Here is a 22,377-nt window from a genome sequence, read left to right on the forward strand (position 1 = left end):
TTTTAATAGCAAGGGAGAGTTTAACATGAAGAAAATAATGAATTCAGCAGAAACACTAGTAAGAGAAATGTGTAACGGAATGGTTATGGCACACCCAGAATTAGAATTTTTAAATAAATATAAGGTTGTTAAAAAGAAAAATATTAATGAGGATAAAGTAACACTTATAAGTGGTGGGGGAAGTGGTCACGAACCAGCACATGCAGGTTTTATAGGAAAAGGTATGTTAGATGTAGCAGTATGTGGTGATGTATTTGCTTCACCTTCACAAATTCAAGTTTACCAAGCTATAAAGGCATCTAAGAGTAATAAAGGTACACTTCTTATAATAAAAAATTATAGTGGGGATATGATGAATTTCAAGAATGCAGCTCACCTTGCTACAGAAGATGGAATAAAGGTTGATTACATAAAGGTTGATGATGATATAGCTGTTGAGGATAGTCTTTATACTGTAGGCCGTAGAGGAGTTGCAGGGACTGTTTTAGTACATAAAATAGCAGGTGCAGCTTCTGAAAGAGGAAATAGTTTAGAAGAAGTTAAAAGAATAGCTGAGAAAGCTGCTAGTAGTGTTAAAAGTATAGGATTTGCATTCACATCTTGTACTGTTCCAGCTAAGGGAACTCCAACCTTTGAATTAGGTGAAGATGAAATGGAATATGGAGTTGGAATACATGGAGAGCCAGGAATTCGTAGAGAAAAGATTGCTACAGCAGATGAGTTAGCAGAGAGAATGGTTAATCAACTTATAAATGAATTAGATTATAAGAATGAAGAAATAGTTGTTCTTATAAATGGATTCGGAGCTACACCACTTCAAGAGTTATATTTATTAAATAACTCAGTATTCAGAGAGTTACATAAAAGAGGAATTAAAGTATGCAAAAACTTCGTTGGTAACTATATGACAAGTATAGATATGGCAGGAGCTTCAGTATCAATAATGAAACTTGACGATGAGTTAAAAGAGTTAGTAAAAGATGAGTGTGACACTCCAGCGTTTAGAGTTTCTAATCATATGGATATTAAAGAATATGAAGAAGTAGTAATAGAAGAAAAAGAAGTTCCAGTTTCATATAAAGTTGAAACCTGTGAATCATTTAAAGAAATAAAGAATGAAAAAATTTCACTTAATAATATGATTTATATATTAGATAAAATGAGTGAAGTAATAATTGATAATGAAGTGCCTTTCTGTGAATTAGACTCTCATGCAGGAGATGGAGACTTTGGAATGAGTGTTGCTAAAGGATTTAGAATGCTTAAAAGAGAGTGGAAGGATATATTAAAAATAGAAAATTTAAATATATCTGAGTTCTTAAATGCTTGTTCATTAGTCATAATGGAACACTGTGGTGGAGCATCAGGTCCAATATGGGGATCAGCTTTTAGAGCAGCAAGCAAAAATGTTATAAATAAAGAGGAATTAACAGTAGAAGATTTTGCTGATATGATGCAGGCTGCTGTATTAGGAATTCAAAAGACTGGAGAACGTTCATTTGGAAGAGGGGCTGTAGTTGGGGATAAAACATTAATTGATGCTTTAGTACCTTGTGCAGATTCTTGGACAAATAGTGCAAAAGAAGGTTTAAAATTCAAAGAAGCATTTAAAAATGGTGCAGAATCAGCAGTCTTAGGAGCTAAGAAAACAGAAGAAATAGTAGCTCGTATGGGAAGAGCTGGTACAGTAGGTGAAAGAAGTATTGGTTATCCAGATGCAGGAGCATATGGATTAGGAGTAATTTTCACTGAAATATCAAATGATATAAAATAGTTTAATGAAATAAAAACTTTAATATATAGTTAAATAGTTCAAATAGTTTTATAGATTAGAGGAATGTATTAAAGAACAGTAATGCTTGTCATAAAAAGCATCTCACACCTGTTTTTAATACATTCTTTTTTATATAGAAAAATATTTCTATGGCTAAATAACTTAAATATTATAAATGATTCTAACGATATAAACTTAACAATTATTTGTTGAAACATGGAATTTACGTGAAAATAAGTATAATCATTTAATTTTGTTAAAAGAATTAATAGATAAAATAGTATATATAAAAATTAAAATCTTTATATATAAATTAGTTTGTTAACAGAAAATTAACAAAGGTGTATAATATATGTAAAATCTAGGAGAGGAGTTTTAAGATATGGAGGATATAGAAAATAAAAAGAAAAATATATCTGAAGCCAATCAGAATAAGTGGGTTATTTTAGTGTGTGTAGTTATAATGACATTTATGGCCTGCATAGACGGTAGTATAGTAAATGTTGCTTTACCTAAGATTTCGTCTGATTTAAATAAACCTATTTTAGATACACAGTGGATTGTTACTAGTTATCTTATGGTTATATCTGCTTTAGTATTATTATGTGGAAGATTAGGTGATATTAAAGGAAAATGTAATGTTTTTAAAGTTGGAGTATTAATTTTTACTATTGGTTCATTTTTTAGTGGACTTTCAAAAACTTTACCGCTATTAATCGTATCTAGAATCATTCAAGGGGTTGGAGGCGCATGTGCTATGGCAACTGGAATGGGAATAATAACAGCTATTTTCGATGAAAAAGAGAGAGGAAAGGCTATGGGAATATCAGCTAGTGCTGTAGCTTTAGGAGTAATGGTTGGACCAGCACTTGGTGGTATTTTAGTTTCTATTAGATGGGACCTTATATTTTGGATTAATGTGCCTATTGGAATATTTGCTTTCTTACTTTCAATGAAGTATTTACCTAAGATGAGAAAAAACTCAAAGGAAAAGATAGATATTAGAGGAACAATAGTATTTGCAATCACTATAGTATCTAGTATGCTATCAATAACTAAAGGTGAGGTTTTAGGATATACAGATAAGTATGTAATGCTTGGATTTATAATAGCAATAGTATCTTTTATAGTATTTATATATTTACAGAAGACAGTGGAGTCGCCTGTTTTGGATTTAAAACTATTTAATAATAAATTATTCTCATTAAGCATAGTTTGTTCAGCTCTTTCATTTTTAGCTATAAGTAGTATGAACATCATAATTCCATTATATTTAGAGCAGGCCTTACAAATGAGTTCTTTACAGGCAGGGTTATTTCTAATAATTTATCCATTATGCTTATCAATAGTAGCACCGCTTAGTGGTTCTCTTGCTGATAGATTTAATGGAAGATTAATATCATTAATTGGTATAGCTTTATTAACATTAGGACTTTTCTTCATGGGAAGAATTAATATAGGAAGTTCGCTAGTTTATTTAGGATTTTGTTGTGCTGTAATGGGAGTTGGTAATGGTATATTTAAGTCAACTAACAATGCTCTTGTTATGCAAAAAGTTCCGAAAGATAGACTTGGAATTGCAGGAAGCGTAAACTCCTTAGTTACAAATTTAGCAATGTCTTATGGTTTTACCTTTGCAACAACAATATTGTATGGAAGAATGAGCTACAAGCTAGGATATAGGGTTTCAAATTATGTGCCAGGGCATGAATCTGCATTCTTATATGGATTAGATTGTGCATTTTTCTCAGCAACAATTATATGTTTCCTTGCGGCTGTAGTTGCTTTTATTAGATATAAAAATAAGAAGATTTAAAGAGTTTATTATAAAAATTAGTATTTTAGATATTAATTATTTTATTTTATTTAATTTTGTAATAAAAATAGTAAGAATTTTGAAGTAATAAGCTTTTAAATTGATAAAATAATAATTATTATAGAGAAGTATTTATTTATTAAGATAAGAGTGATATAATTATTTTGTAAACAATGTTAACAAAATGTTCACGACTTGTGTTTATTATTAAGGAGGTTTTTAAAATGACTAATAAAGTAGAAGAATTAAAAAATGATATGATTAATAAAATTGAAGAAGACGTTAAAGTTCTTGACGAAAATAGCCCAGCTTACAAAGCTGATGAAAAAGAGGCTGGTAAATTAGGAAAAGCTATAAACAAAGAATTAGATAGAGAAATAAAAGAAAAAGCTGAAAATGCTAAAGAATTTGCTAAAGAATTAAAAAATGATATAGAATCAAGAGAATAATAATATTTCATAGAATTAAATAAAAATTTTTCACATTACTTTTGATGTAAAAAGACTGTATGCAATAAAACAACTCCCGTATGTGCATATAGTCTTTTTATTTTACTTTTTAGAGAATTTATATAAATAAAAAATAACTTTAAATAGGAATTATAATCATGAATCCTATTTAAAGTTATTTTTTATCTATTTTTTATTTTTCTTTTTGATTTTATGTACTTAAATAAAAAGTAGAAAATAATAAGTGATACTAATACTCCACCTATTATCCATGAATATTTTTTCACTATATAATCTATTACAACATAATTTTTAGTATATATTGTACCTAGTTTAATCAATGTAAAATCCCAAATAATCATACCTAATGATGAAAAAAATAAAAATCTATCGAGCTTCATACCTATTGTTCCAGCTACAATAGAAGTAACGGCCCTAGCCATTGGGACTACTCTAGATATGAACACTCCAATATATCTATACTTGAAAAGTAGTTTTTGTGACTTTTCTACAGATTTATTTAATTTAGGGTATTTTGCTGTTAAGTTATCTATAAAATTTTTAATTAAATATTTTCCAAGTAAAAACATTACTAGTGAACCAACAGAACCACCTAAAACAGCTATCAGTGTCAAAAAGTAAATATTTTGGTTATTACTTTTTGCTATAGCTCCAACAAAAGGAAGAATAACTTCGCTTGGAATAGGTATTGATAAATATTCAAGTAGGCTAATGAAAAATAGACTAATTGATCCATAGTTAAGTATAAAGATTTTTATTAAAGCTATGTAGTTCATAACAAAGACTCCAATCTATAAAAATGATGCTTATTTTATATTAAATTTCCTTTCTAACTAATTTATCTAGCAGCATAGTAATTCTAAAATTCCAATTTTAATTTAGGGTATTAGAATTATTAGTAGTTATTAGGTAGATATAATTATATAAATTATATCAATAAATAGAGATAGCATAAAAGATGAGGATAACATAGGTAATATTAGATAAATAATGAATAAGCTAAGATTTTTAAGAACTCTAAAGAAAAAAGACACAATACAAGATTTTACCTAATATTATTCTTGTATTGTGTCTTTAAATATAAAAGGGTTATGTAATTAAGGAATATAATTTGTGTTAGCTTTTGATGCTAATTAATATTCAAACTGTTATTTGAATATTAATTAGTTTCAAATATGAGAGTTTTTATAAATTTAGGGTTTTATTTTTTATTCAGATGTGGCACAGCCACATCTGAATTTAATTACTAATCTAATTCAGAATTAGTAATATGACCTTTTAAAATATTGGCTGATTTTATTAGATCTTCTTTTTCTTGAGGTGCTAGAGGAACATCTAGAATTTTTCTAGCACCACTTCTATCAACTATAGTAGGCATTGCTAAATAAACATTATCAATTCCGTATTGCCCTTCAAATAGAGATGAAACAGTTAAAATTGAATTTTCATCACGAAGTATTGCTTCAACTATTCTTGTAACGGCAAGAGCTACAGCATAGTTTGTATAGCCTTTACTATTTATTATTTCATAAGCAGCGTTTTTAACTTTATCAGGAAGTTGTTTTTTGAATGAACCATCACAGTTACCGCAAACAGTTTCGCAATATTGATCAACATTTGCTCCAGCTATGTTAGTTAAACTCCAAGCTGTTATTTCTGAATCACCATGTTCTCCTATTATATATGTGTGAACATTTCTGGCATCTATATCAAAATGTTCTGAAAGCATATATTTTAATCTTGAAGTATCTAAAACAGTTCCTGATCCAATAACACGTTCCTTAGGGAATCCAGAAAGTTTATAAGTAATGTAAGTTAAAATATCAACTGGATTTGACACTACTAAAAGTATTGAATCTGGGCTGTATTTAACAACCTCAGGAACTATGCTTTGGAATATTTTTAAATTTTTATTTATAATATCTAATCTTGTTTCACCAGGTTTTGGACCAACTCCAGCAGTGATTATAACTATGTCAGAATTTTTTGTATCAGCATAATCACCAGATCTTATATCAACAGATTTAACAAATGCTGCACCTTGTGCTAAATCCATAGCTTCAGCATGAGCCTTATCCTTATTTATATCAACTATTACTATTTCAGATGCTAATCCATCTTGCATTAATGAAAAGGCTGTTGTTGAACCAACAAATCCTGCACCTATTATTGAGATTTTATTAGTTTTTTCTTTTATCATACATATCATCTCCTAAATTAATTCCTAGTTAATTACTCTGAATTATAAATTAATTATATAATACTTAATAATTATTATCAAGTAATTTTTAATATTATTCTAGTTTAACCAATTATAAGGAAAAATAATCACTTAAAGAAAAGTTTATAAAAATATTTTTTCAAATTAGAAGGATATTTATACTTACGAGAGAATATTAGTATTGAATTAAAATATATTTTATGAGTAAAAAGATTTACACATTTAATAAGCAATAATTCTGTGGGCTATTCATGATAAATTACAAATCTTTTGACACTCAAATATATATTTTATAAGACTATTATTAACAGGGAATAGAGAATTGATTTTGGTTCTTGAATGGGGCTTTAGGTGATTAAAATCAATTCTTAAAGGATTAAGTTAAGGTTATATAAAATTTATATAACCTTAATTTTTTTATTTTAAAAAAATTTAAGATAAAATAAGTATAATCATAAAGTGATATTTTGGAAAAAATAATATATAATTGAATCTGTGTAGGTGGTATATATTTATTATAATTTTAAGGGGTGAGCATCTTTGAAAAATTTGTGTAAAAAAGATGTCAAAAAAGATGCTGAAAAAAAATACGAATTTAAATTTTATAGATATCTGGGATTAGTTTTGATTATTCTTTTTTCTTGTATAGTTACTGTAAGTAATTTAATAAATACAGGGGAAACGAGAAAATTAATTGCAGAAATAGTTAGAAATGATTATAGTGAATTTTTTCAGTATGAAATATACAATAATGATAAGGGTCTTGAAAATATATATGATGACTATTCAAAGGAGAATAATATCTCAGTAGAAAGATTAATAGCATTAAATACAATATATTTTGGACAAGATGAAAGTAGATATTTAAAACCGTATATGAGATCATACATAAATAAGTATAATTTGTCCGAAGAGGATAGGAGAAACTTATATGAACAGGTAAATAAAGAAATAAAAGTTATTGAAAATAAATATACCTTTAAATTAATGGTTAAGAGATTTTCACCATATGTACTTGCTATTATTTTTGTAACTGTAATAATGGGAAGCTCATCATTTATTAGAAAAAGGAATAGGGTTGAGAAGAAAGTAATTAATATTTTAGTTCTCTTGATAGGGACATACATATGTTATTTGTCACTTATAAATGTAAAGCATGGAATATTGATAAATATAGCTATCATAGGAGCTTTATTAGAATTTATTATAGAGAATAAATCTAAAGTATTAAATTATGTTGGAGGAACTGTAGTAATCTGTATTGCCGTTGCAAGTCTTTTTGTTAAGTTGCGTGATAAGAATATTGATTTGAATAAGTACAGTAATGATAATCTGGTTTTAGTAAATAACTTACAGAAAAATAGTAATATTGAAAATGGACAAAATGTTGAAAAGTTTGACGAAAGTTTATTTTCTGAGATGAAAAAACAAAATTTAGTAGAGGTTAATGAGCCGGAGGATCAAGTTAATAAGTTAATACAAGAAAATAATAAACTTATCCTTAAGGATAAGTCAACTGATAAACCTATATTTTATATTTATTTATATAATGAAATGCCTATATATAGGATTGTTTCTTTTGAAGATGCAAATTCTATAAAGGTATATGAAGGAGTTCTAAATCCATATATGAGAAGTACTTTAATGAAATTTCAAAAAAGAAAAAGTTATAGAAAAAAGAAATCTGCATGAAGAATATAAATAAAAATATTGAGATTTTAGATAAAGCTTTGAATTTTATGTAAATTAACATTAAAAAAATAATAATGATATATTAAGTTGAATATAAGTATACTAAGGACAGAATTAAGGATATTCAGTTCTTAGTATATTTTTATATACAATATTAATTTATGGGGTGATTTAAGTGGAGCAAAAAAGAGAGCAATTAAATGAAAAGGTTTTAAATAATACTCTAACTAAGGAACAGTGGGTTCATATATTAAAAAATGGAGATTTAATTGGACTAAGAGATATGAAAATACTACTTAATTTATATGCTAATAATGGACAACCCCTTAAGACTGCTTTAATAGGAGAAAAATTAGAATTTAGTGATATTGGAACTAGGATTCAAAAAATGGGAAAGAGAATAGAGGCTGCAGTAGGAATAGAATCAGAAGAACGAGAGGAAGTGGGAAGCTGGAGATATAAATTTAGACATTGGCTTATTATGCTTAATGGATCAAAGAAATATGATGAAAAAGAGAATAAATATTGTTTTATATGGACATTGAAAAAAGAACTTAAAGAGGCTATAGATTTTCTACTGTGTAAAGAATAGTGTATTTTTTAATGGGTTGTATCAAAAATAACTTAAAATAAAATTTATAAATATATTTCGAGAATTACTAGGTTTCGTTAATAACTTATAAGTTTTATTATTTAAAGTTTTGATACAATCTTTTTTATATGGTTTATTGATGGAAATAGAAATGTTTGACATTAAAAGCTCCGAGAGGTTAATATCTTATTAGCAGAGGAAGGGAGTGAAAATAATAATGACAAGAAAGGAAATGAAAAGCATTGCTAAGTCGAAGTTAAAAGGTAGATGGTTTAACATAGTTTTATTAACATTAATAATAGCTTTAATTGAATTGGGAGCTAGTGAAATTGTAGGAAGAACTGATGGAATAGTATCAACTGTTTTAAGTCTAGTAAATAACTTTTTATTAATGCCGGCTATAACTGCAGCAGGTATTATATACACTATTAAATTTGTTAGAAGTGATGAAGTTATACCTTTAGGTGAAGCAATACCAACAGTGAGTACTTGGAATAGATTTGTAATGGCTATGTTGGTTACAATGCTATTTAGTATACCTATATTCATATTTATGTTTATAGCAAATGTAGTTTTAGTTTTTTCTATAACATCGTTACATAGTGCTATGCTTATGGGACAGTTAGCAATAAATCCTATGATAGCAGTTTGGGGCATAGTTTTTATAATAATAATAGTAGTATTATTATTAGCTGTTATATTAGGAATTCTTTTATTCCCATTACCATATTTAATGGCTGAAGATGATTGTGGAATATGGGAAGCAGTTAAAAGAAGTTTTAGTATAATGAATGGTCACAGATGGGAGTTATTTGTTATTGGACTTAGCTTTTTAGGATGGATAGTATTATCATTACTAACTCTTGGAATAGGTTTATTATGGTTATTACCATATATCCAAGTTACTTTAAGAATATACTATCTTTCAATTACAGGAAGAGAAAACGAAATAAATTAATAGACAAAGACTGTATCAGTAGATTTTACAAGCGATGCAGTCTTTTTTATTGAAAATTTTAGATATTAATAGATAAATACTGAAAATACTTGGTAATACACTAGATTTGGTGAAATAGGAAGATTTTTGACTTGAAAATAAAGTTTACAAAATTGACATAAAATTAATAAAGTATTAACATTTAGGTATACAGAAAGAGGTGAGAATTATGATGACAAGAAAAGAAATGAAAAGTTTAGCTAAGGATAAGTTAAAAGGAAGATGGACAAATTTTGTATTACTTACTCTTATAATAATTGCCATAGAACTAATAGTTACATATTTAATTAATAGGATAGATTCTTTAGCAATATTTTCAGTATTAAGTATCTGTAATTATGTATTACTATCACCAGCTTTAAGTGCAGCAGGAATAATTTATACTATTAAATTTGTTGATAGTGATGAAAAACTTTCAATGAAAGAAGCAATGCCAACAAAGAAAATTTGGGTTAATTTTATTAAGATTATGCTAGCAACTATTTTATTTATGTTACCAGCTTTTTTAATAATATTTGGTGCACAAATATTAACAATATTAACAGCGACAGTATCACAAGTAATAGCATTTTCTTCATCAATGTTTATTGATAGTGATGTAATAACTACATTTACTGGAATTATTGTAATAGCTATGATTATATCAGTAATCTACTGTATGATAATATCACTTTTCTTATTCCCACTTTCATATGTTATGACAGAAGAACAAGACTTAGGTGTTTGGGAAGGTGTAGGAAAAGCATTTAGAATTATGAAAGGTCATAAATGGGAGCTTTTTGTTTTAGAATTAAGCTTCATTGGATGGGGTATACTTGCAGTATTGACTTTAGGAATTGGAATGTTATGGCTAATACCATATATGCATACAACAATGAGAATATACTATCTTTCAATTTGTGATAGAGAGTTAGAAAACACTGTTAAATTTGAATTTGAAGAAGACTTTGAAGTTAAATAATTAAATAGATGGTTTTACTTCAAAATCTCCTTTCAATTTAAATATCAAAACCAGCTTTAATACTACTTAAAGCTGGTTTTTTTATTTATATTATAAAAAACTATAAAAAGTATTATTTAAGAGGTTCCATAACTCTATCTAATATGTTATTAATTTCAGCTATTGATGTACCAAAGTTTGTTATAGGAACAAAGGCATCATTACATATTCCAATTCTATTCATTATTTCAGCTTTGTTAAACATACAACCACCACAATGAACTACAAGAGAATACTCACTAAGGTTTTTAGGGAAGTCTTTACCTGAACAATTGTCTACAATTATTCCAGGACAAATTTCTTCTAACCAAGTAGGTAATTTTTCTCTTGCTATATCACCTTTTAATTGATGGTGAGTACATGCTTCAGCTATTAAAACTTTGTCCCCTGCTTTAAGATTTTTTATGGCCTTAGCACCTTCATAAAATTTGTCTAAATCGCCTTTGTATCTAGCCATAAGTATTGAAAATGAAGTAAGAGGGACATCTCTATCTAACTTAGCATTAACTTGCTTAAATACTTGAGAATCAGTTATTACTAAATCTGGTTTACCATTAAATATTTTAAGTCCTTCATCTAACTTATCTAATGTAACCATAGTAGGTATTCCGCCATGATCTAATATATCTCTTAAGACTTGAACCTGTGGCAGTATAAGTCTTCCTTTAGGAGCTTGGATATCTTGAGGAGCAACTAAAAGGACCTTATCACCAGGTTTAATTTTATCTCCTATTATTGCACTCTCAGTAATTGAAGCAGGAGATACTTTTACAAGTTCTTTCTTTAACTCTGCTATATTAAGATTTTCTTTGGCACTTATTGCAACATAAGGAATAGCTAGTAGTTCACCAATATCTTTTAATGTAGAGTTTAATTGGTTATCAACAAAATAGTCTTTATTAGAATTAGATGTTTTATCTATATTTTTTAAGTCAATCTTAGATTCAACAAGATTGTTAGAAACTAAATCGCATTTATTAATAACTAAGATAGCTGGTTTATTAGCTTTTTTTAATTTTTCTAACCATAAAATTTCTTTAGAAAGCATGTCCTTGAATGAAGTGTCTGATTTTAAAGCATCTAATATTTCAGAAAGTGAAAGTGTTATAAGAGCAACATCAGTTTTTCCTACAACTTCTTCAGTTCTTTCAACTCTAAGCTTACCTATCTCCCCATCATCATCAAATCCAGCTGTATCAACGAAAACAACAGGACCTAAAGGTAAAAGTTCCATTGCTTTATAAACAGGGTCAGTTGTTGTCCCTCTAACATCAGAAACTAAGGATATGTTTTGACCTGTTAAAGCATTTATTATGCTTGATTTTCCAGAGTTTGTTTTACCAAAAAGAGAAATATGTATTCTACTTCCTCTAGGAGTTTCATTAAAATTACTCATAAATTTTTCTACTATTGCAAGAAAAGAATAGTAGAATTGCACCTCCTTGTACTAAATCTTTAGTGAAAATATTTTCAAATGTGAATAAATCTGTGGATAACTTTTTTGATGAAATTTTATATTAAAATTAAAATCAAATGCTGTAAATAAGCATTGAAAATAGTAAAAAAATTACAGTTACAAACGGCTATATAAAGCCATTTATAAGAGTTTTTGTCTTTTCAAAAAAATTACTTTTCATTTATAAATCTTCATTAAAAAATTATAAAAATACACACCTATTCACATAGAAAAATTTTAGTTATCCACATTGACCTGTGGATAACTTAGTAGTTATTCACAATATATAGTTGTATCATATTTATGTATATACTAAATGTTGAAATATCCTAAATTTGTAATCTAGATATACTATATATAAATAGGAAAATAATATCTTTTAGTAAATAGTATCAAACTTTTATATATACACTATAGGATAATATTACCTATATAAATTTAGACTATTCTATTTAAATAGATTAAACTGAATTGTGAAACATTAAGGATTTACCCCTATTTTATAATAAATATAAATAAACTCTAACTATAATTTTACTCAAATTTATTATGAAAGCTGTGATTATGTTAGCTTTATAATTAAAAATTAGTAGAATATAAAGCTAATTAATAATTATTATTATACAAGTTATAAAGTCTTATTAGAAGTAATTTTGAAATAATTGATGTTTATAGTATAAAAAATTAGTTAAGGAACAAATATCAAATTAAAGATAACTGAAAATAATATATCTCTGATCTTGGGGAATTAAGATATGTTTTATATGTTTATGAAAAAGAGTAATAAAATAAAAGAGAGACGATAAAAGTGGTTGTTATAACTAACTTTTATTATCTCTCTTTATTAATGTTTGTCTATAAATTAACATTGTGGAATTAAAACTACTTCGTTACATTCTTCGAAGTTTAATGAGCTTTTATCTACATCTTTTAAAGTTAGTAGAAAATTATTAGCATTTATATTTAATAAAGGATAATCACCTATATTATTTTTTGTATCTTTGCATCTATATCCTTCATTTTGAAGGCGAGTTATAACTGCATTTTTTAAAGCTTCCATTGAAGAAAAATTCTTTTCTAAAGTAAGAACTATTTTGTGCAAAGTACAACAACAAACTTTTCCTTCTGTTAAATTTTGATTTACTGACATAAAAAAACCTCCCTTATAACAAATGAAATTCTCAAATTATTCCTAATATTCACATGATGTTCACCTATATTTTACAACCTTTACATAAGATAGTCAAATTTTTAACAATCTCTTGCGCACTTTAAGATATTAATAATAACCAAAGTTATGTCAATAATTAAAGAAATTAAGAGATATTTAAAGAAATTATTATTTTTACTTAAAGCTTCTATATTAATAATATGAATATGATAAAGGTTAATATGCATAACATTGTAGATAATATAACAGTATTATTTATAAGCTCCTCATATTCAGGGAAATGCTTTCACGCGAAGGTTGGTAGTGAAAATGGTAATTGGAGTATTAAAAAAGTAAAGTATGCATAATTAAATAAAGTATCACCAATTATGAGCGTGTCTATTGTTAGGAACTTGATTAAATATCCAACAATAAGAATTATAGCCATTCTAGTTATTACAAATTTAATGCTTTGTTTAGTATATTCCTTATTAAACTTTAATGTGAATCCAATAATAAGTAATATTAGTGAAACTACATTAGATATAACTCATGTCATTTAAAAAATTCCCGCGCATAATAAACATTAAAACCATAGTTAACATTATATTGACATAATTATAGCTTTGTTTTTAGGATAAAGAATATTTAATTATTGTTTGGTATAAAATGTAAATAAAGGAAGGTGATTTAAAATAAAGAAATTAAGTTCTATTTTGTTTATATTATTATGTTTTAGCTTGATTAGTTGCACTAAAAATAATATAGGAGGAGAAGAAAAAAGTATTAGTGAATTTATTGAAGATAATGATAGTGCAGAAGCTGCTAATAAGTTAAATTTGAATATTAATACTAGTTTTATAGAAAATGATTTAAAAAGTATATCATCTAATATTAGAAATTATGGTTCAGGAGGAGAGAAGGAATCAAGTGAATATATAAGAGAAAGACTTGAAGAGTATGGATATAGTGTTGAGTTTGATGATTTTAAAGTTTATGAACAAAATATGAGATCTACTATTAATGTAAAAAATAATTTAGATTATTTTAAGAAAAACCCATATAATTCAGAAGTATTAGGGGTTGGAAGAAATATAATAGCAAAGCAAAAGAGCTTTAATAATGATAAAAAGACAATATATCTTACAGCGCATTATGATTCCACAGAGGATACAACAGGAGTTATAGATAATGTATCTGGATGTAGTGTTGTTCTTGAAGTAGCCAGAGTTTTAAAGGATTATAATAATGAATTTAATATAGGAATAGTATTATTTAGTGGAGAGGAATACTGGAGAACTGGATCTAGAGATTTTGTTTCTAAATTAAGTAAAGATGAAAAAGAAAATATAATTGGATGTATAAATGTTGATATGGTTGGAGAGAAAAGTGCAGGAAATCTAATAATGCAAACAAGTAATGGGAAACATAATATAATTTCATTTATGTTAAATGAAATTTTAGAGAATAAACCTAAATTAGTTGAAGGAGGTTCTTCAGATGAGCTGTCTTTCTACATGGGAGAAATACCAAGCATAACAATAACAGATGAAAATTCAAATCCAGATTTAGCATTAAAAGAAAATCAATTAGATTATATAGATATGGAAGTTCTTAAAGAAACTTGTGAAATAATAATTAAATTTTTAACTGAGTTTAAACTGGAGAGTTATGAAAGTATTTTAAAAGAAGATATTTTATATAGAAATTTTAATAGTGAAAATAATTTAGAAACTATCAATGGATTTGAATTAATTGAAAAAAGAGATAGTTTTATAGGAAATGGATATTCTACTGAAACTGAGTATACTTATAAAAATGATAATAATAAATATGTTATTAGAGAAAGAGATGGTAAGTTTATTTCAGAAGAGATTCAAGATAAATTTATTATGTTAAATAAAGAAAATAATTGGGGTTATAAGATTAAGGAAGATTTAGACGATAATATCAAGATAGTATTTAAAATAATGGGTAATTATGGAGAAATAGAAGGAAATATAGATTTAAATCAAGGAATTAAAATATTGGAGAGTTATTATGGACAGAAAACAGGAGAAAAAATTAACATTAATTAAATAAGAAGTATTGAAGGTTTTTATTAATTAAAAAAGAAGTTTAATATGAAAAATAATAAAAAGGACTTGTACCAAAACTAATAAAGCATCTTAAAGCTTTATTAGTGAGCTTGGTGCAAGTCCTTATATTTAAATAAGTGTTTAGTATTTAAAAATTGATTTTATCATTTTTCTTTATAAAGATACTTGATTGTGGAGTAAGGTATTTTTGTAAAGTTTAAAATGATATTGCATGAATAATTAATTTATTTCTCATAGATTTTGAGTTTTAAATTACGTAAAAATAGTTACATAGCTATTTTTATTTTAATTTGTTTATTGAGAAAATTCTATATTAGAATCTTAAGTCTCTTGTTCCGTTACTTATTTTGTTGATTTTTTCTTCAACAGCTTTTCTGAATGACTCATTTTTAATATCATTTAATGATTTCTTTATTAGAGCATTTCCGATTTCTCTAGTTTGATCAGTTCCATAATCATCTATGAATTCTTTTAAAGTTATTAAAGCGTTAGCTTCACAAATCTTATCAAGTTCACCGCTTTTAACTATACCCATGAATTTTTCACCAGTTCTACCTTCTCTGTAGCAAGCTGTACAGTAACTTGGAATATATCCAGCTTCCATAAGACTTTCTATCATTTCAACTGGTGATCTGTGATCTCCAAGTTCAAATTGAGGTTTTTCTTCTGGATCATGGTAAGCTTCTGAATATCCACCAACACCAGTACATGAACCTGTACTTACTTGTGATACACCAAGAGCTATTATTTCATCTCTTAATGTAGGTTCTTCTCTTGTTGAAAGGATAAGACCAGCATATGGTACTGATAATCTTAAGATAGCAACAATTTTCTTGAAGTCTTCATCACCAACTAAGTAAGGATAGTTTTCTAAGCTAACATTTTCAGCAGGTCTTAATCTTGGTACTGATAATGTGTGAGGACCAACCCCTGTAGTTGCTTCTAAATCCATTGCATGCATAAGCATTGCTAAAGTTTCATATTTGTAGTCATAAAGACCATATAAAACACCCATACCAACATCATCTATACCAGCTTCTCTAGCTCTATGCATAGCTGTTGTATGATAGTTATAGTTGTGTTTTGGACCACTTACATGTAATCTTTCATAAGTTGGTTTGTGGTAAGTTTCTTGGAATAAAATATATGTTCCAATTTCAGCGTCTTTAAGTCTCTTATAGTTTTCAACTGTTGTTGCAGCTATATTTACGTTAATTCTTCTTATAGCTCCATTATCAAATTTAATTGAGTATATTGTTTTTATACAATCTAAAATATAGTCTAGAGGAGCATTAACTGGATCTTCACCAGCTTCAAGAGCTATTCTTTTATGACCTAGACTTTCAAGAACCTTAACTTCCTCAATAAGTTGTTCCTTGTTAAGTCTCTTTCTCTTAAGTTCATCGTTACAATGCTTATATCCACAGTATTGACAGTTGTTTACACAGTAGTTACTTACATATAAAGGTGCAAATACAACAAGTCTCTTACCATATAATTTTTCTTTAACCTCTCTAGCAGCTTTGAACATTTCTTCAATAAGCTCTTTATCTTCAAGGTTAAGAAGAACAGCAGTTTCTTCAGGTGTTAAACCTTCAGCAGACTTACTTCTTTCGATGATTTCTCTAACTAACTCCTTATCAGAAGCAAGTTCTTTTCCTTTTGCTATAAGATTATTAATTTCATCATCCTTAATAAAATCTAAAGCATTGTATTTTTCGTTATCTTTTAGCATAACAAATCTCCTTTAAAATTACTTTTAGAGTTCGCCAAAAAATAATATAAATAACTAAAATATACTCATGGGAATTCAGTGATTAAGATGCTTATAGCACTGTGGCTAGAAGCTATTTTTAGATATGGCAGCCTTAACAGAAACACCTCTAAGTTTCCCGATCTTTCCTGTTATAGCTGAGATTTCATCAGTGGTTCCATCAACAACAATAGAGATAACTCTAACATTTTTCTCTTTGTATGGTAGACCCATTCTTCCGACAATTATTTTGTCATATTCGCTTAAAATAGAATTTACTTCTTTTATATCATCAAGGCTTTCAATAACAATGCCAACAACGGCAATTCTAGTATTCATATTGTCATCAAACCTTTCTAAAGTTCATAGTTTTTTCTTACCTTTTTGTTCAGAGAATTCCTTACAATTAGGACTAAAGTATATTTATATTATTCTTGACTTTGCTTCTCGGCTGAAAGAAGTTAATTTAGTTATAACATCTCGCAACAAAGAAGACTTATTATAATTATACTACAAAATTTTCAAAAATATAGATTAATTTTCTAGAGATAAAAAATAGATGAAGTTTGTACTAGATTAAAATAATTTGTAAACATTAATGATTTTATTTTGGTATAATTTAGATTAAAGCTTTAGATTTATTAGCTTTTTGGAAAAGGGGAGCTTTACTTTAATAAGTTATTAGAAAAGTAACTTTTAGAAAGGGAGAAGACAGATGAAGAGAAACAAATTGATAACTACAATGATACTAGCAGGAGCAATCAGTATTGGTTCATTCACAACGGTCTTTGCTAGTACAAATGAGGTTGTAACTTTAGGAGCTAACTTAAATTCAAGCCAAAAACAAGAGATGTTTAAAGAGTTTGGAGTTAATCCTAGTGATGTTAAGGTTATAACTATGAATGTTAAAGAAATAAGAGAACAGCTTGGATTACCTCCAATATCAGGAGAGGTTAAAGGAAACGCTTATTCAAGTGCTTTTGTTAAGATAGAGGAACCTGGATATGGAATCAAAGTTAAAACAAATAATTTAACTGCGGTTACACCTACTATGTTAAGCAATGCATTACTAACATCAGGGGTTACTGATGCCGATGTTATTGCTACATCACCATTCCAAGTAACGGGAACATCAGCTTTAGCAGGGGTTTTACAAGCTTTTGAAAAGGCTACAGGAAAGAATATACCTATTGAAAATAAAGAAGTGGCTAGACAGGAGCTAAGTATAACAAATAATTTAGCTAACGCTAAAAATAGTGATGGACAAGATATAGGGCAAAATGGAGCCAGTGCCATTGTAAACCAAGCCAAAGAAGAGGTTATAAAGGATAAACCTAAAAATGATAAACAGGTTGGAGAAATAGTAAATAACGTTACAAATAACTATAATATTCAATTAACTCCAGAACAGGAGCAAGAATTAGTTGGACTTATGGCTAATATAAATTCTTTAGGATTAGATTATTCTAGCCTAAAAGGGGAATTAGATAATATGTCCAATAATATACAAGAAGTTTTAAAACAAAATGGACAAGAACTGAAAGAAAGTGGAACTTTAGATAGAATATTAAATAAAATTTTAGATACTTGTACTGATATAAAAAATTGGTTTATATCACATTTTGGAAATGGTGAGGTTACTATAAATGGAGTTACATATGACAAAAATGGTAACATGGTAAATAAGGATCAAATAAACAATGAAGGTACTTCAATAGATGAGCAAGCTCCAGCTAATACTGATGGAACTCAAAATAATACTGATAGTAAATCACAATCAAGTGATTCTAATGAGAAGTCAAAGGTTCAATCTAATAGTAAAGAGCAAAGTGCTAGCGATAATAGTGGAGAGCAAAATAAGAATAATACTTCTAAAAATAACAATACTTCAAGTAGTGAAGGAGCTCAAAATAACAGCTCTAAAAGTAGTACAAGTTCATCAAAAAATAGTTCAAACAAGAAGAATAATGGGGGTACCAATAATTCAACAGATAAGAGTAAGGAGACCATAACACTTCAGGATGGTACTGTAGTCCCTAGATATAATTCAAAGGGTGAGGAGTATAATCCTGTTACTGGTGGATATGGACATACAAAAGAGACTGAAGATGCTGGAAAAGATTCAGATCAAAATAATGATTATATAATAGTTGATGGAAAAAAGGTGCCATTACACAATGCACAGGGACAAGAATATAATCCTGAAACAGGTGGATATGGAATTCCTGATGACAATTAGGGAGAGTCTTTTAAATTATTGTTGTTTAGATGAAACTGTAAGTTAGGTCTAAAAGCTTAGATAAAAAGAAATAATAATATAAAAAATAACCTAATTAAAAATAGTCAAATAACTTTACTTAGTGTAATAAATATAGATTAACTGCAATAGAAGCATATAAATGTTTTTATTGCAGTTTTTTTTAGAAATTTACAACCGAAGTAAGAAGTAATTCATATTTATATAGTGAAAGGAGTTGATAAATATGGCAAAGGCAATCTTAACAAAGAAAAGCTTAGTATTAAAGTATCAAAAGGGGGTAGATAATAATGGAGACCCTAAATTCTCAACACAAAAGTTTTCTAAAATAAGAGTTGATGCAGAGGATTCAAAACTTTACGAGGTGGGACAGGCATTAATAGACCTTTTAGCATCTGAGTTTAATTCTGTATTAAAAGAGGATGACTTTAGGTTTGAGGAAGAAGCACCAATAATCTAATAAATTTAGAGAGGTGATTATCCGACTTAGTAGTATTTAAAAAATTAAAAAGACTTTTAAATTCTACATTAATAACAGTCAAAAGAATAGAAAAGGGAATTACTATTTTAAGAAAATCACTAGAGGTTATAGTTAGATACTTAGGGTAAAAGAGCTGTAATTTGAGCTTATTAAGGAATTTTATAAAATTAATAAGTACTTAGGATAAAAAGATAAAAGCACAGAAGACATAACATAATAAATATCATGTTAATGACCTATTAGATTGTTATAAAAATAAGTTAATTATTAATAGAAATAAGGGGGAAGCTAAAATGGAGAAAGAATTATATCTTGTTATGTCCTTTAAAAACGCAGAGGGGAAGACAGCTACAATAACGCTTAAGCATATAAGAGAGGATGTAACTGAGGAAGAAGTTCAAAATGCTATGGAAAAAATATTAACGTCAAATATATTCCTTTCAACTGGAGGCCCTTTGGTTTCAAAGGTTAGGGGACAAATAGTTGAAAAGACAACTGAAGTCTTTGAAATGGCTTAATATATAAAATTTTTAAGGTATAAGAATTTTAATTCTTATACCTTTTATATTTGTTATGAATAGTTTAAGACTACATAGTAATGATTTAAATAGTTCTTTCAAGTTAAATATAAAATAATATATAGTATTCTTAATAAGATTATATATGGTATAATTATGCAAAAGGATTTATTGCCGTACAATTTGATGTACGGCTTTAGTTTTATAAAGGGAGTAGTATTTTATGAATAGTAAAAAAGTTTTTATTATAGAGGATGAGGAAAAGATAAGAGAAGAGCTTACTAAATTTTTAGAGAAGTATGGATATACTGTAGAATCATCAAATGATTTTGAAAATATAGTTGATATATCTTTAGAATATGAACCTAGCATAATTTTGTTGGATATAAATCTTCCTTATTATGATGGTTACTATATTTGTAGAGAAATAAGAAAAAGAAGTGAAGTTCCTATTATAGTTGTTACTAGTAGGCAGAGTGAGATGGATGAACTTATGAGTATGAACTTAGGTGCAGATGATTTCGTTACTAAGCCATACAATACTCAAATACTTTTAGCGAGAATGGCATCAATTATGAAGAGAACTTACTTTAATTTAGAAGGTGAAGGGGAAGTTTTTGAGCATAGAGGATTAAAGTACAATATGTCCACAAGTGAGGTTTCATTTAATAGAGAAGCAAAGGAATTAACTAAGAATGAAAGTAAAATATTATATGTATTGATTAAGAATAAAGGGAAAATAGTATCTAGAGATGATATTATTAAGGCTTTATGGCAAACAAATGAGTTCATAGATGACAATACCTTAACTGTTAATGTAAATAGACTTAGAAGAAAAATCGAAGGAATTGGAGCAGAAGGGTATTTACAAACTAAGAGGGGACAGGGGTATATGCTAGTATGAGTTTAAGTGATTTTATTAAAGAAAGAATTATTTTTATTATAATAAATTTCTTAATATTACTTTTTACTGCTGCTCTATTATATGCCTTAAGTGTTGGAAGATTTGCTATTATTTTTATTGTTATTATAAATGCTTTAGGTATACTTTCATTCCATATCTATGATTATTTAAGAAAAAAACAATACTATGATGAGATAAAAGAAAATATGGAATCTTTAGATAAAAAATATTTAATATCAGATGTTATTGAAGAAGGAAATTTTACAGAGAGCAAATTAGTATATGATGTAATAACTAAGAGTAATAAGGCTATGAATGACGAGATAGGGGATTTTAAAAGAAACATTAATGAATATAGAGAGTACATAGAGTTATGGGTTCACGAGATAAAAACTCCTATAGCAACCTGTAGATTGTTAATAGAAAACAATGAGTCACCTATTACAAAAAGCATAGGAGAAGAGGTTGATAAACTTGATAACTACATTGATCAAGCACTTTTCTATACTAGAAGTAATACTCTTGAGAAGGATTATATTATAAAGGAAATGAACTTAAGAGAGAGTATAAACAAGGTTCTAAACAATAATGCAGATGCCTTAATAAAGAAGAGAGTTAAGATTAATATTGGAGATGTAGATAAGACTGTTTACTCAGATAGTAAATGGATTCAATTTATTTTGGGACAACTAATATCAAATTCTATTAAATACATGAATAAAGAGGAAAAAGAACTTAAAATATATTGTAGAGAAAACAGTAAATACGTAATTTTAAATATTGAGGATAATGGTGTTGGAATAAGTGAGAAAGATTTATCAAGGGTCTTTGATAAAGGATTTACTGGAGAAAATGGACGTAAGTTTGGAAAATCTACTGGAATAGGACTATATCTTTGCAAAAAGCTTTGTGAGAAGCTTGGATTAGACATTTCTTTAACTTCAGAAGAGGGGAAATTCACAAGAGTTTCAATAGTGTTCCCAATAAACAGAATGATGATATTTGAGTAGGCTTGAAAAGCTTACTCTTTTATTTTAGGACTGAAAAGCTAACTAAATTAAAATATAAACCTATTTAAATCTGGAAACAGTCTAAGATTTATAATGTGACAGTTTTGTTCGTTTGGTGTTATATACTTCTATGGATTGAACTCTTAATATAACTTAGAATTGAATTATAGAGATGAGATACCGCGGT

Annotated in this window: 19 protein-coding genes; 13 read left to right on the plus strand and 6 right to left on the minus strand. The window is 27.5% G+C overall.

Features of this window, described 5'->3' with window-relative positions; genetic code table 11:
* Positions 1-25: 25 nt before the first annotated feature.
* The 3 genes from dhaK (at position 26) to AC2JAQ_RS00075 (ending at position 4,039) form a co-directional block, all read left to right on the plus strand.
* Complete coding sequence (gene dhaK, locus AC2JAQ_RS00065; protein ID WP_488457309.1) at positions 26-1,774, plus strand: dihydroxyacetone kinase subunit DhaK; 1,749 nt, start codon at positions 26-28, stop codon at positions 1,772-1,774.
* 382 nt (positions 1,775-2,156) lie between these two features.
* Positions 2,157-3,590, plus strand: a complete 1,434-nt coding sequence (locus tag AC2JAQ_RS00070; RefSeq protein WP_488457310.1) for an MFS transporter — start codon at positions 2,157-2,159, stop codon at positions 3,588-3,590.
* 224 nt (positions 3,591-3,814) lie between these two features.
* Entirely contained in the window at positions 3,815-4,039 is a 225-nt protein-coding gene (locus tag AC2JAQ_RS00075) for a hypothetical protein (protein ID WP_488457311.1), read from the plus strand.
* Positions 4,040-4,221: 182 nt separating this feature from the next.
* Here AC2JAQ_RS00075 and AC2JAQ_RS00080 read toward each other — a convergent pair whose 3' ends face one another.
* Complete coding sequence (locus tag AC2JAQ_RS00080) at positions 4,222-4,836, minus strand: DedA family protein (RefSeq protein WP_488457312.1); 615 nt, start codon at positions 4,834-4,836, stop codon at positions 4,222-4,224.
* Positions 4,837-5,306: 470 nt separating this feature from the next.
* On the minus strand, positions 5,307-6,260 hold the full coding sequence (locus AC2JAQ_RS00085) for an L-lactate dehydrogenase (RefSeq protein WP_488457313.1): 954 nt from the start codon (positions 6,258-6,260) through the stop codon (positions 5,307-5,309).
* 561 nt (positions 6,261-6,821) lie between these two features.
* On the opposite strand from AC2JAQ_RS00085, the gene AC2JAQ_RS00090 reads away from it, so the two are divergent.
* From AC2JAQ_RS00090 to AC2JAQ_RS00105, 4 genes are all read left to right on the plus strand, one after another.
* The gene (locus AC2JAQ_RS00090; protein WP_488457314.1) at positions 6,822-7,973 is read left to right on the plus strand and encodes a hypothetical protein; all 1,152 of its coding nucleotides are present in this window, start codon (positions 6,822-6,824) and stop codon (positions 7,971-7,973) included.
* Between the two features lie 175 nt (positions 7,974-8,148).
* On the plus strand, positions 8,149-8,565 hold the full coding sequence (locus AC2JAQ_RS00095; RefSeq protein WP_488457315.1) for a hypothetical protein: 417 nt from the start codon (positions 8,149-8,151) through the stop codon (positions 8,563-8,565).
* A 217-nt stretch (positions 8,566-8,782) separates the two neighbouring features.
* On the plus strand, positions 8,783-9,523 hold the full coding sequence (locus AC2JAQ_RS00100; RefSeq protein WP_488457316.1) for a DUF975 family protein: 741 nt from the start codon (positions 8,783-8,785) through the stop codon (positions 9,521-9,523).
* Between the two features lie 208 nt (positions 9,524-9,731).
* Entirely contained in the window at positions 9,732-10,523 is a 792-nt protein-coding gene (locus AC2JAQ_RS00105; RefSeq protein WP_488457317.1) for a DUF975 family protein, read from the plus strand.
* Between the two features lie 112 nt (positions 10,524-10,635).
* On the opposite strand, the gene hydF is transcribed toward AC2JAQ_RS00105, so the two are convergent.
* Both hydF and AC2JAQ_RS00115 read right to left on the minus strand, forming a co-directional pair.
* Complete coding sequence (hydF, locus tag AC2JAQ_RS00110; protein ID WP_488457318.1) at positions 10,636-11,958, minus strand: [FeFe] hydrogenase H-cluster maturation GTPase HydF; 1,323 nt, start codon at positions 11,956-11,958, stop codon at positions 10,636-10,638.
* A 922-nt stretch (positions 11,959-12,880) separates the two neighbouring features.
* Positions 12,881-13,168 (minus strand): hypothetical protein, encoded by a 288-nt coding sequence (locus AC2JAQ_RS00115; RefSeq protein WP_488457319.1) that lies wholly within the window; start codon positions 13,166-13,168, stop codon positions 12,881-12,883.
* Between the two features lie 740 nt (positions 13,169-13,908).
* Between AC2JAQ_RS00115 and AC2JAQ_RS00120 the strand changes: the two genes are divergently transcribed.
* Entirely contained in the window at positions 13,909-15,246 is a 1,338-nt protein-coding gene (locus tag AC2JAQ_RS00120) for a M28 family peptidase (RefSeq protein WP_488457320.1), read from the plus strand.
* 334 nt (positions 15,247-15,580) lie between these two features.
* Here AC2JAQ_RS00120 and hydG read toward each other — a convergent pair whose 3' ends face one another.
* Together hydG and AC2JAQ_RS00130 are read right to left on the minus strand one after the other, a co-directional pair.
* Positions 15,581-17,002 carry a [FeFe] hydrogenase H-cluster radical SAM maturase HydG gene (gene hydG, locus AC2JAQ_RS00125; RefSeq protein ID WP_488457321.1) on the minus strand — a complete coding sequence of 474 codons (1,422 nt, stop codon included), beginning with the start codon at positions 17,000-17,002 and terminating at the stop codon, positions 15,581-15,583.
* Positions 17,003-17,107: 105 nt separating this feature from the next.
* Positions 17,108-17,359 carry a TM1266 family iron-only hydrogenase system putative regulator gene (locus tag AC2JAQ_RS00130; RefSeq protein ID WP_488457322.1) on the minus strand — a complete coding sequence of 84 codons (252 nt, stop codon included), beginning with the start codon at positions 17,357-17,359 and terminating at the stop codon, positions 17,108-17,110.
* A gap of 376 nt (positions 17,360-17,735) precedes the next feature.
* Here AC2JAQ_RS00130 and AC2JAQ_RS00135 point away from each other — a divergent pair, with 376 nt between their 5' ends.
* From AC2JAQ_RS00135 to AC2JAQ_RS00155, 5 genes are all read left to right on the plus strand, one after another.
* Positions 17,736-19,259: a DUF1002 domain-containing protein gene (locus AC2JAQ_RS00135; protein WP_488457323.1), complete on the plus strand. Its 1,524-nt coding sequence runs from the start codon at positions 17,736-17,738 to the stop codon at positions 19,257-19,259.
* A gap of 244 nt (positions 19,260-19,503) precedes the next feature.
* Positions 19,504-19,737 (plus strand): DUF1659 domain-containing protein, encoded by a 234-nt coding sequence (locus tag AC2JAQ_RS00140; protein WP_488457324.1) that lies wholly within the window; start codon positions 19,504-19,506, stop codon positions 19,735-19,737.
* A gap of 314 nt (positions 19,738-20,051) precedes the next feature.
* Positions 20,052-20,276 carry a DUF2922 domain-containing protein gene (locus tag AC2JAQ_RS00145; RefSeq protein ID WP_488457325.1) on the plus strand — a complete coding sequence of 75 codons (225 nt, stop codon included), beginning with the start codon at positions 20,052-20,054 and terminating at the stop codon, positions 20,274-20,276.
* Between the two features lie 223 nt (positions 20,277-20,499).
* Complete coding sequence (locus AC2JAQ_RS00150) at positions 20,500-21,180, plus strand: response regulator transcription factor (RefSeq protein ID WP_488457326.1); 681 nt, start codon at positions 20,500-20,502, stop codon at positions 21,178-21,180.
* Positions 21,177-22,190 carry an ATP-binding protein gene (locus tag AC2JAQ_RS00155; protein ID WP_488457327.1) on the plus strand — a complete coding sequence of 338 codons (1,014 nt, stop codon included), beginning with the start codon at positions 21,177-21,179 and terminating at the stop codon, positions 22,188-22,190. The genes AC2JAQ_RS00150 and AC2JAQ_RS00155 overlap by 4 nt, the downstream gene beginning before the upstream one ends.
* The last annotated feature ends 187 nt before the right edge of the window (positions 22,191-22,377 follow it).

This window comes from Clostridium sp. LIBA-8553, assembly GCF_057782465.1.

Bases quoted from the DNA above. Each gene is read 5' to 3' on its own strand.
- dhaK (WP_488457309.1), top strand. From the start codon at position 26: ATGAAGAAAATAATGAATTCAGCAGAAACACTAGTAAGAGAAATGTGT.
- AC2JAQ_RS00070 (WP_488457310.1), top strand. From the start codon at position 2,157: ATGGAGGATATAGAAAATAAAAAGAAAAATATATCTGAAGCCAATCAG.
- AC2JAQ_RS00075 (WP_488457311.1), top strand. From the start codon at position 3,815: ATGACTAATAAAGTAGAAGAATTAAAAAATGATATGATTAATAAAATT.
- AC2JAQ_RS00080 (WP_488457312.1), bottom strand. From the start codon at position 4,836: ATGAACTACATAGCTTTAATAAAAATCTTTATACTTAACTATGGATCA.
- AC2JAQ_RS00085 (WP_488457313.1), bottom strand. From the start codon at position 6,260: ATGATAAAAGAAAAAACTAATAAAATCTCAATAATAGGTGCAGGATTT.
- AC2JAQ_RS00100 (WP_488457316.1), top strand. From the start codon at position 8,783: ATGACAAGAAAGGAAATGAAAAGCATTGCTAAGTCGAAGTTAAAAGGT.
- AC2JAQ_RS00105 (WP_488457317.1), top strand. From the start codon at position 9,732: ATGATGACAAGAAAAGAAATGAAAAGTTTAGCTAAGGATAAGTTAAAA.
- hydF (WP_488457318.1), bottom strand. From the start codon at position 11,958: ATGAGTAATTTTAATGAAACTCCTAGAGGAAGTAGAATACATATTTCT.
- AC2JAQ_RS00115 (WP_488457319.1), bottom strand. From the start codon at position 13,168: ATGTCAGTAAATCAAAATTTAACAGAAGGAAAAGTTTGTTGTTGTACT.
- hydG (WP_488457321.1), bottom strand. From the start codon at position 17,002: ATGCTAAAAGATAACGAAAAATACAATGCTTTAGATTTTATTAAGGAT.
- AC2JAQ_RS00130 (WP_488457322.1), bottom strand. From the start codon at position 17,359: ATGAATACTAGAATTGCCGTTGTTGGCATTGTTATTGAAAGCCTTGAT.
- AC2JAQ_RS00135 (WP_488457323.1), top strand. From the start codon at position 17,736: ATGAAGAGAAACAAATTGATAACTACAATGATACTAGCAGGAGCAATC.
- AC2JAQ_RS00140 (WP_488457324.1), top strand. From the start codon at position 19,504: ATGGCAAAGGCAATCTTAACAAAGAAAAGCTTAGTATTAAAGTATCAA.
- AC2JAQ_RS00145 (WP_488457325.1), top strand. From the start codon at position 20,052: ATGGAGAAAGAATTATATCTTGTTATGTCCTTTAAAAACGCAGAGGGG.
- AC2JAQ_RS00150 (WP_488457326.1), top strand. From the start codon at position 20,500: ATGAATAGTAAAAAAGTTTTTATTATAGAGGATGAGGAAAAGATAAGA.
- AC2JAQ_RS00155 (WP_488457327.1), top strand. From the start codon at position 21,177: ATGAGTTTAAGTGATTTTATTAAAGAAAGAATTATTTTTATTATAATA.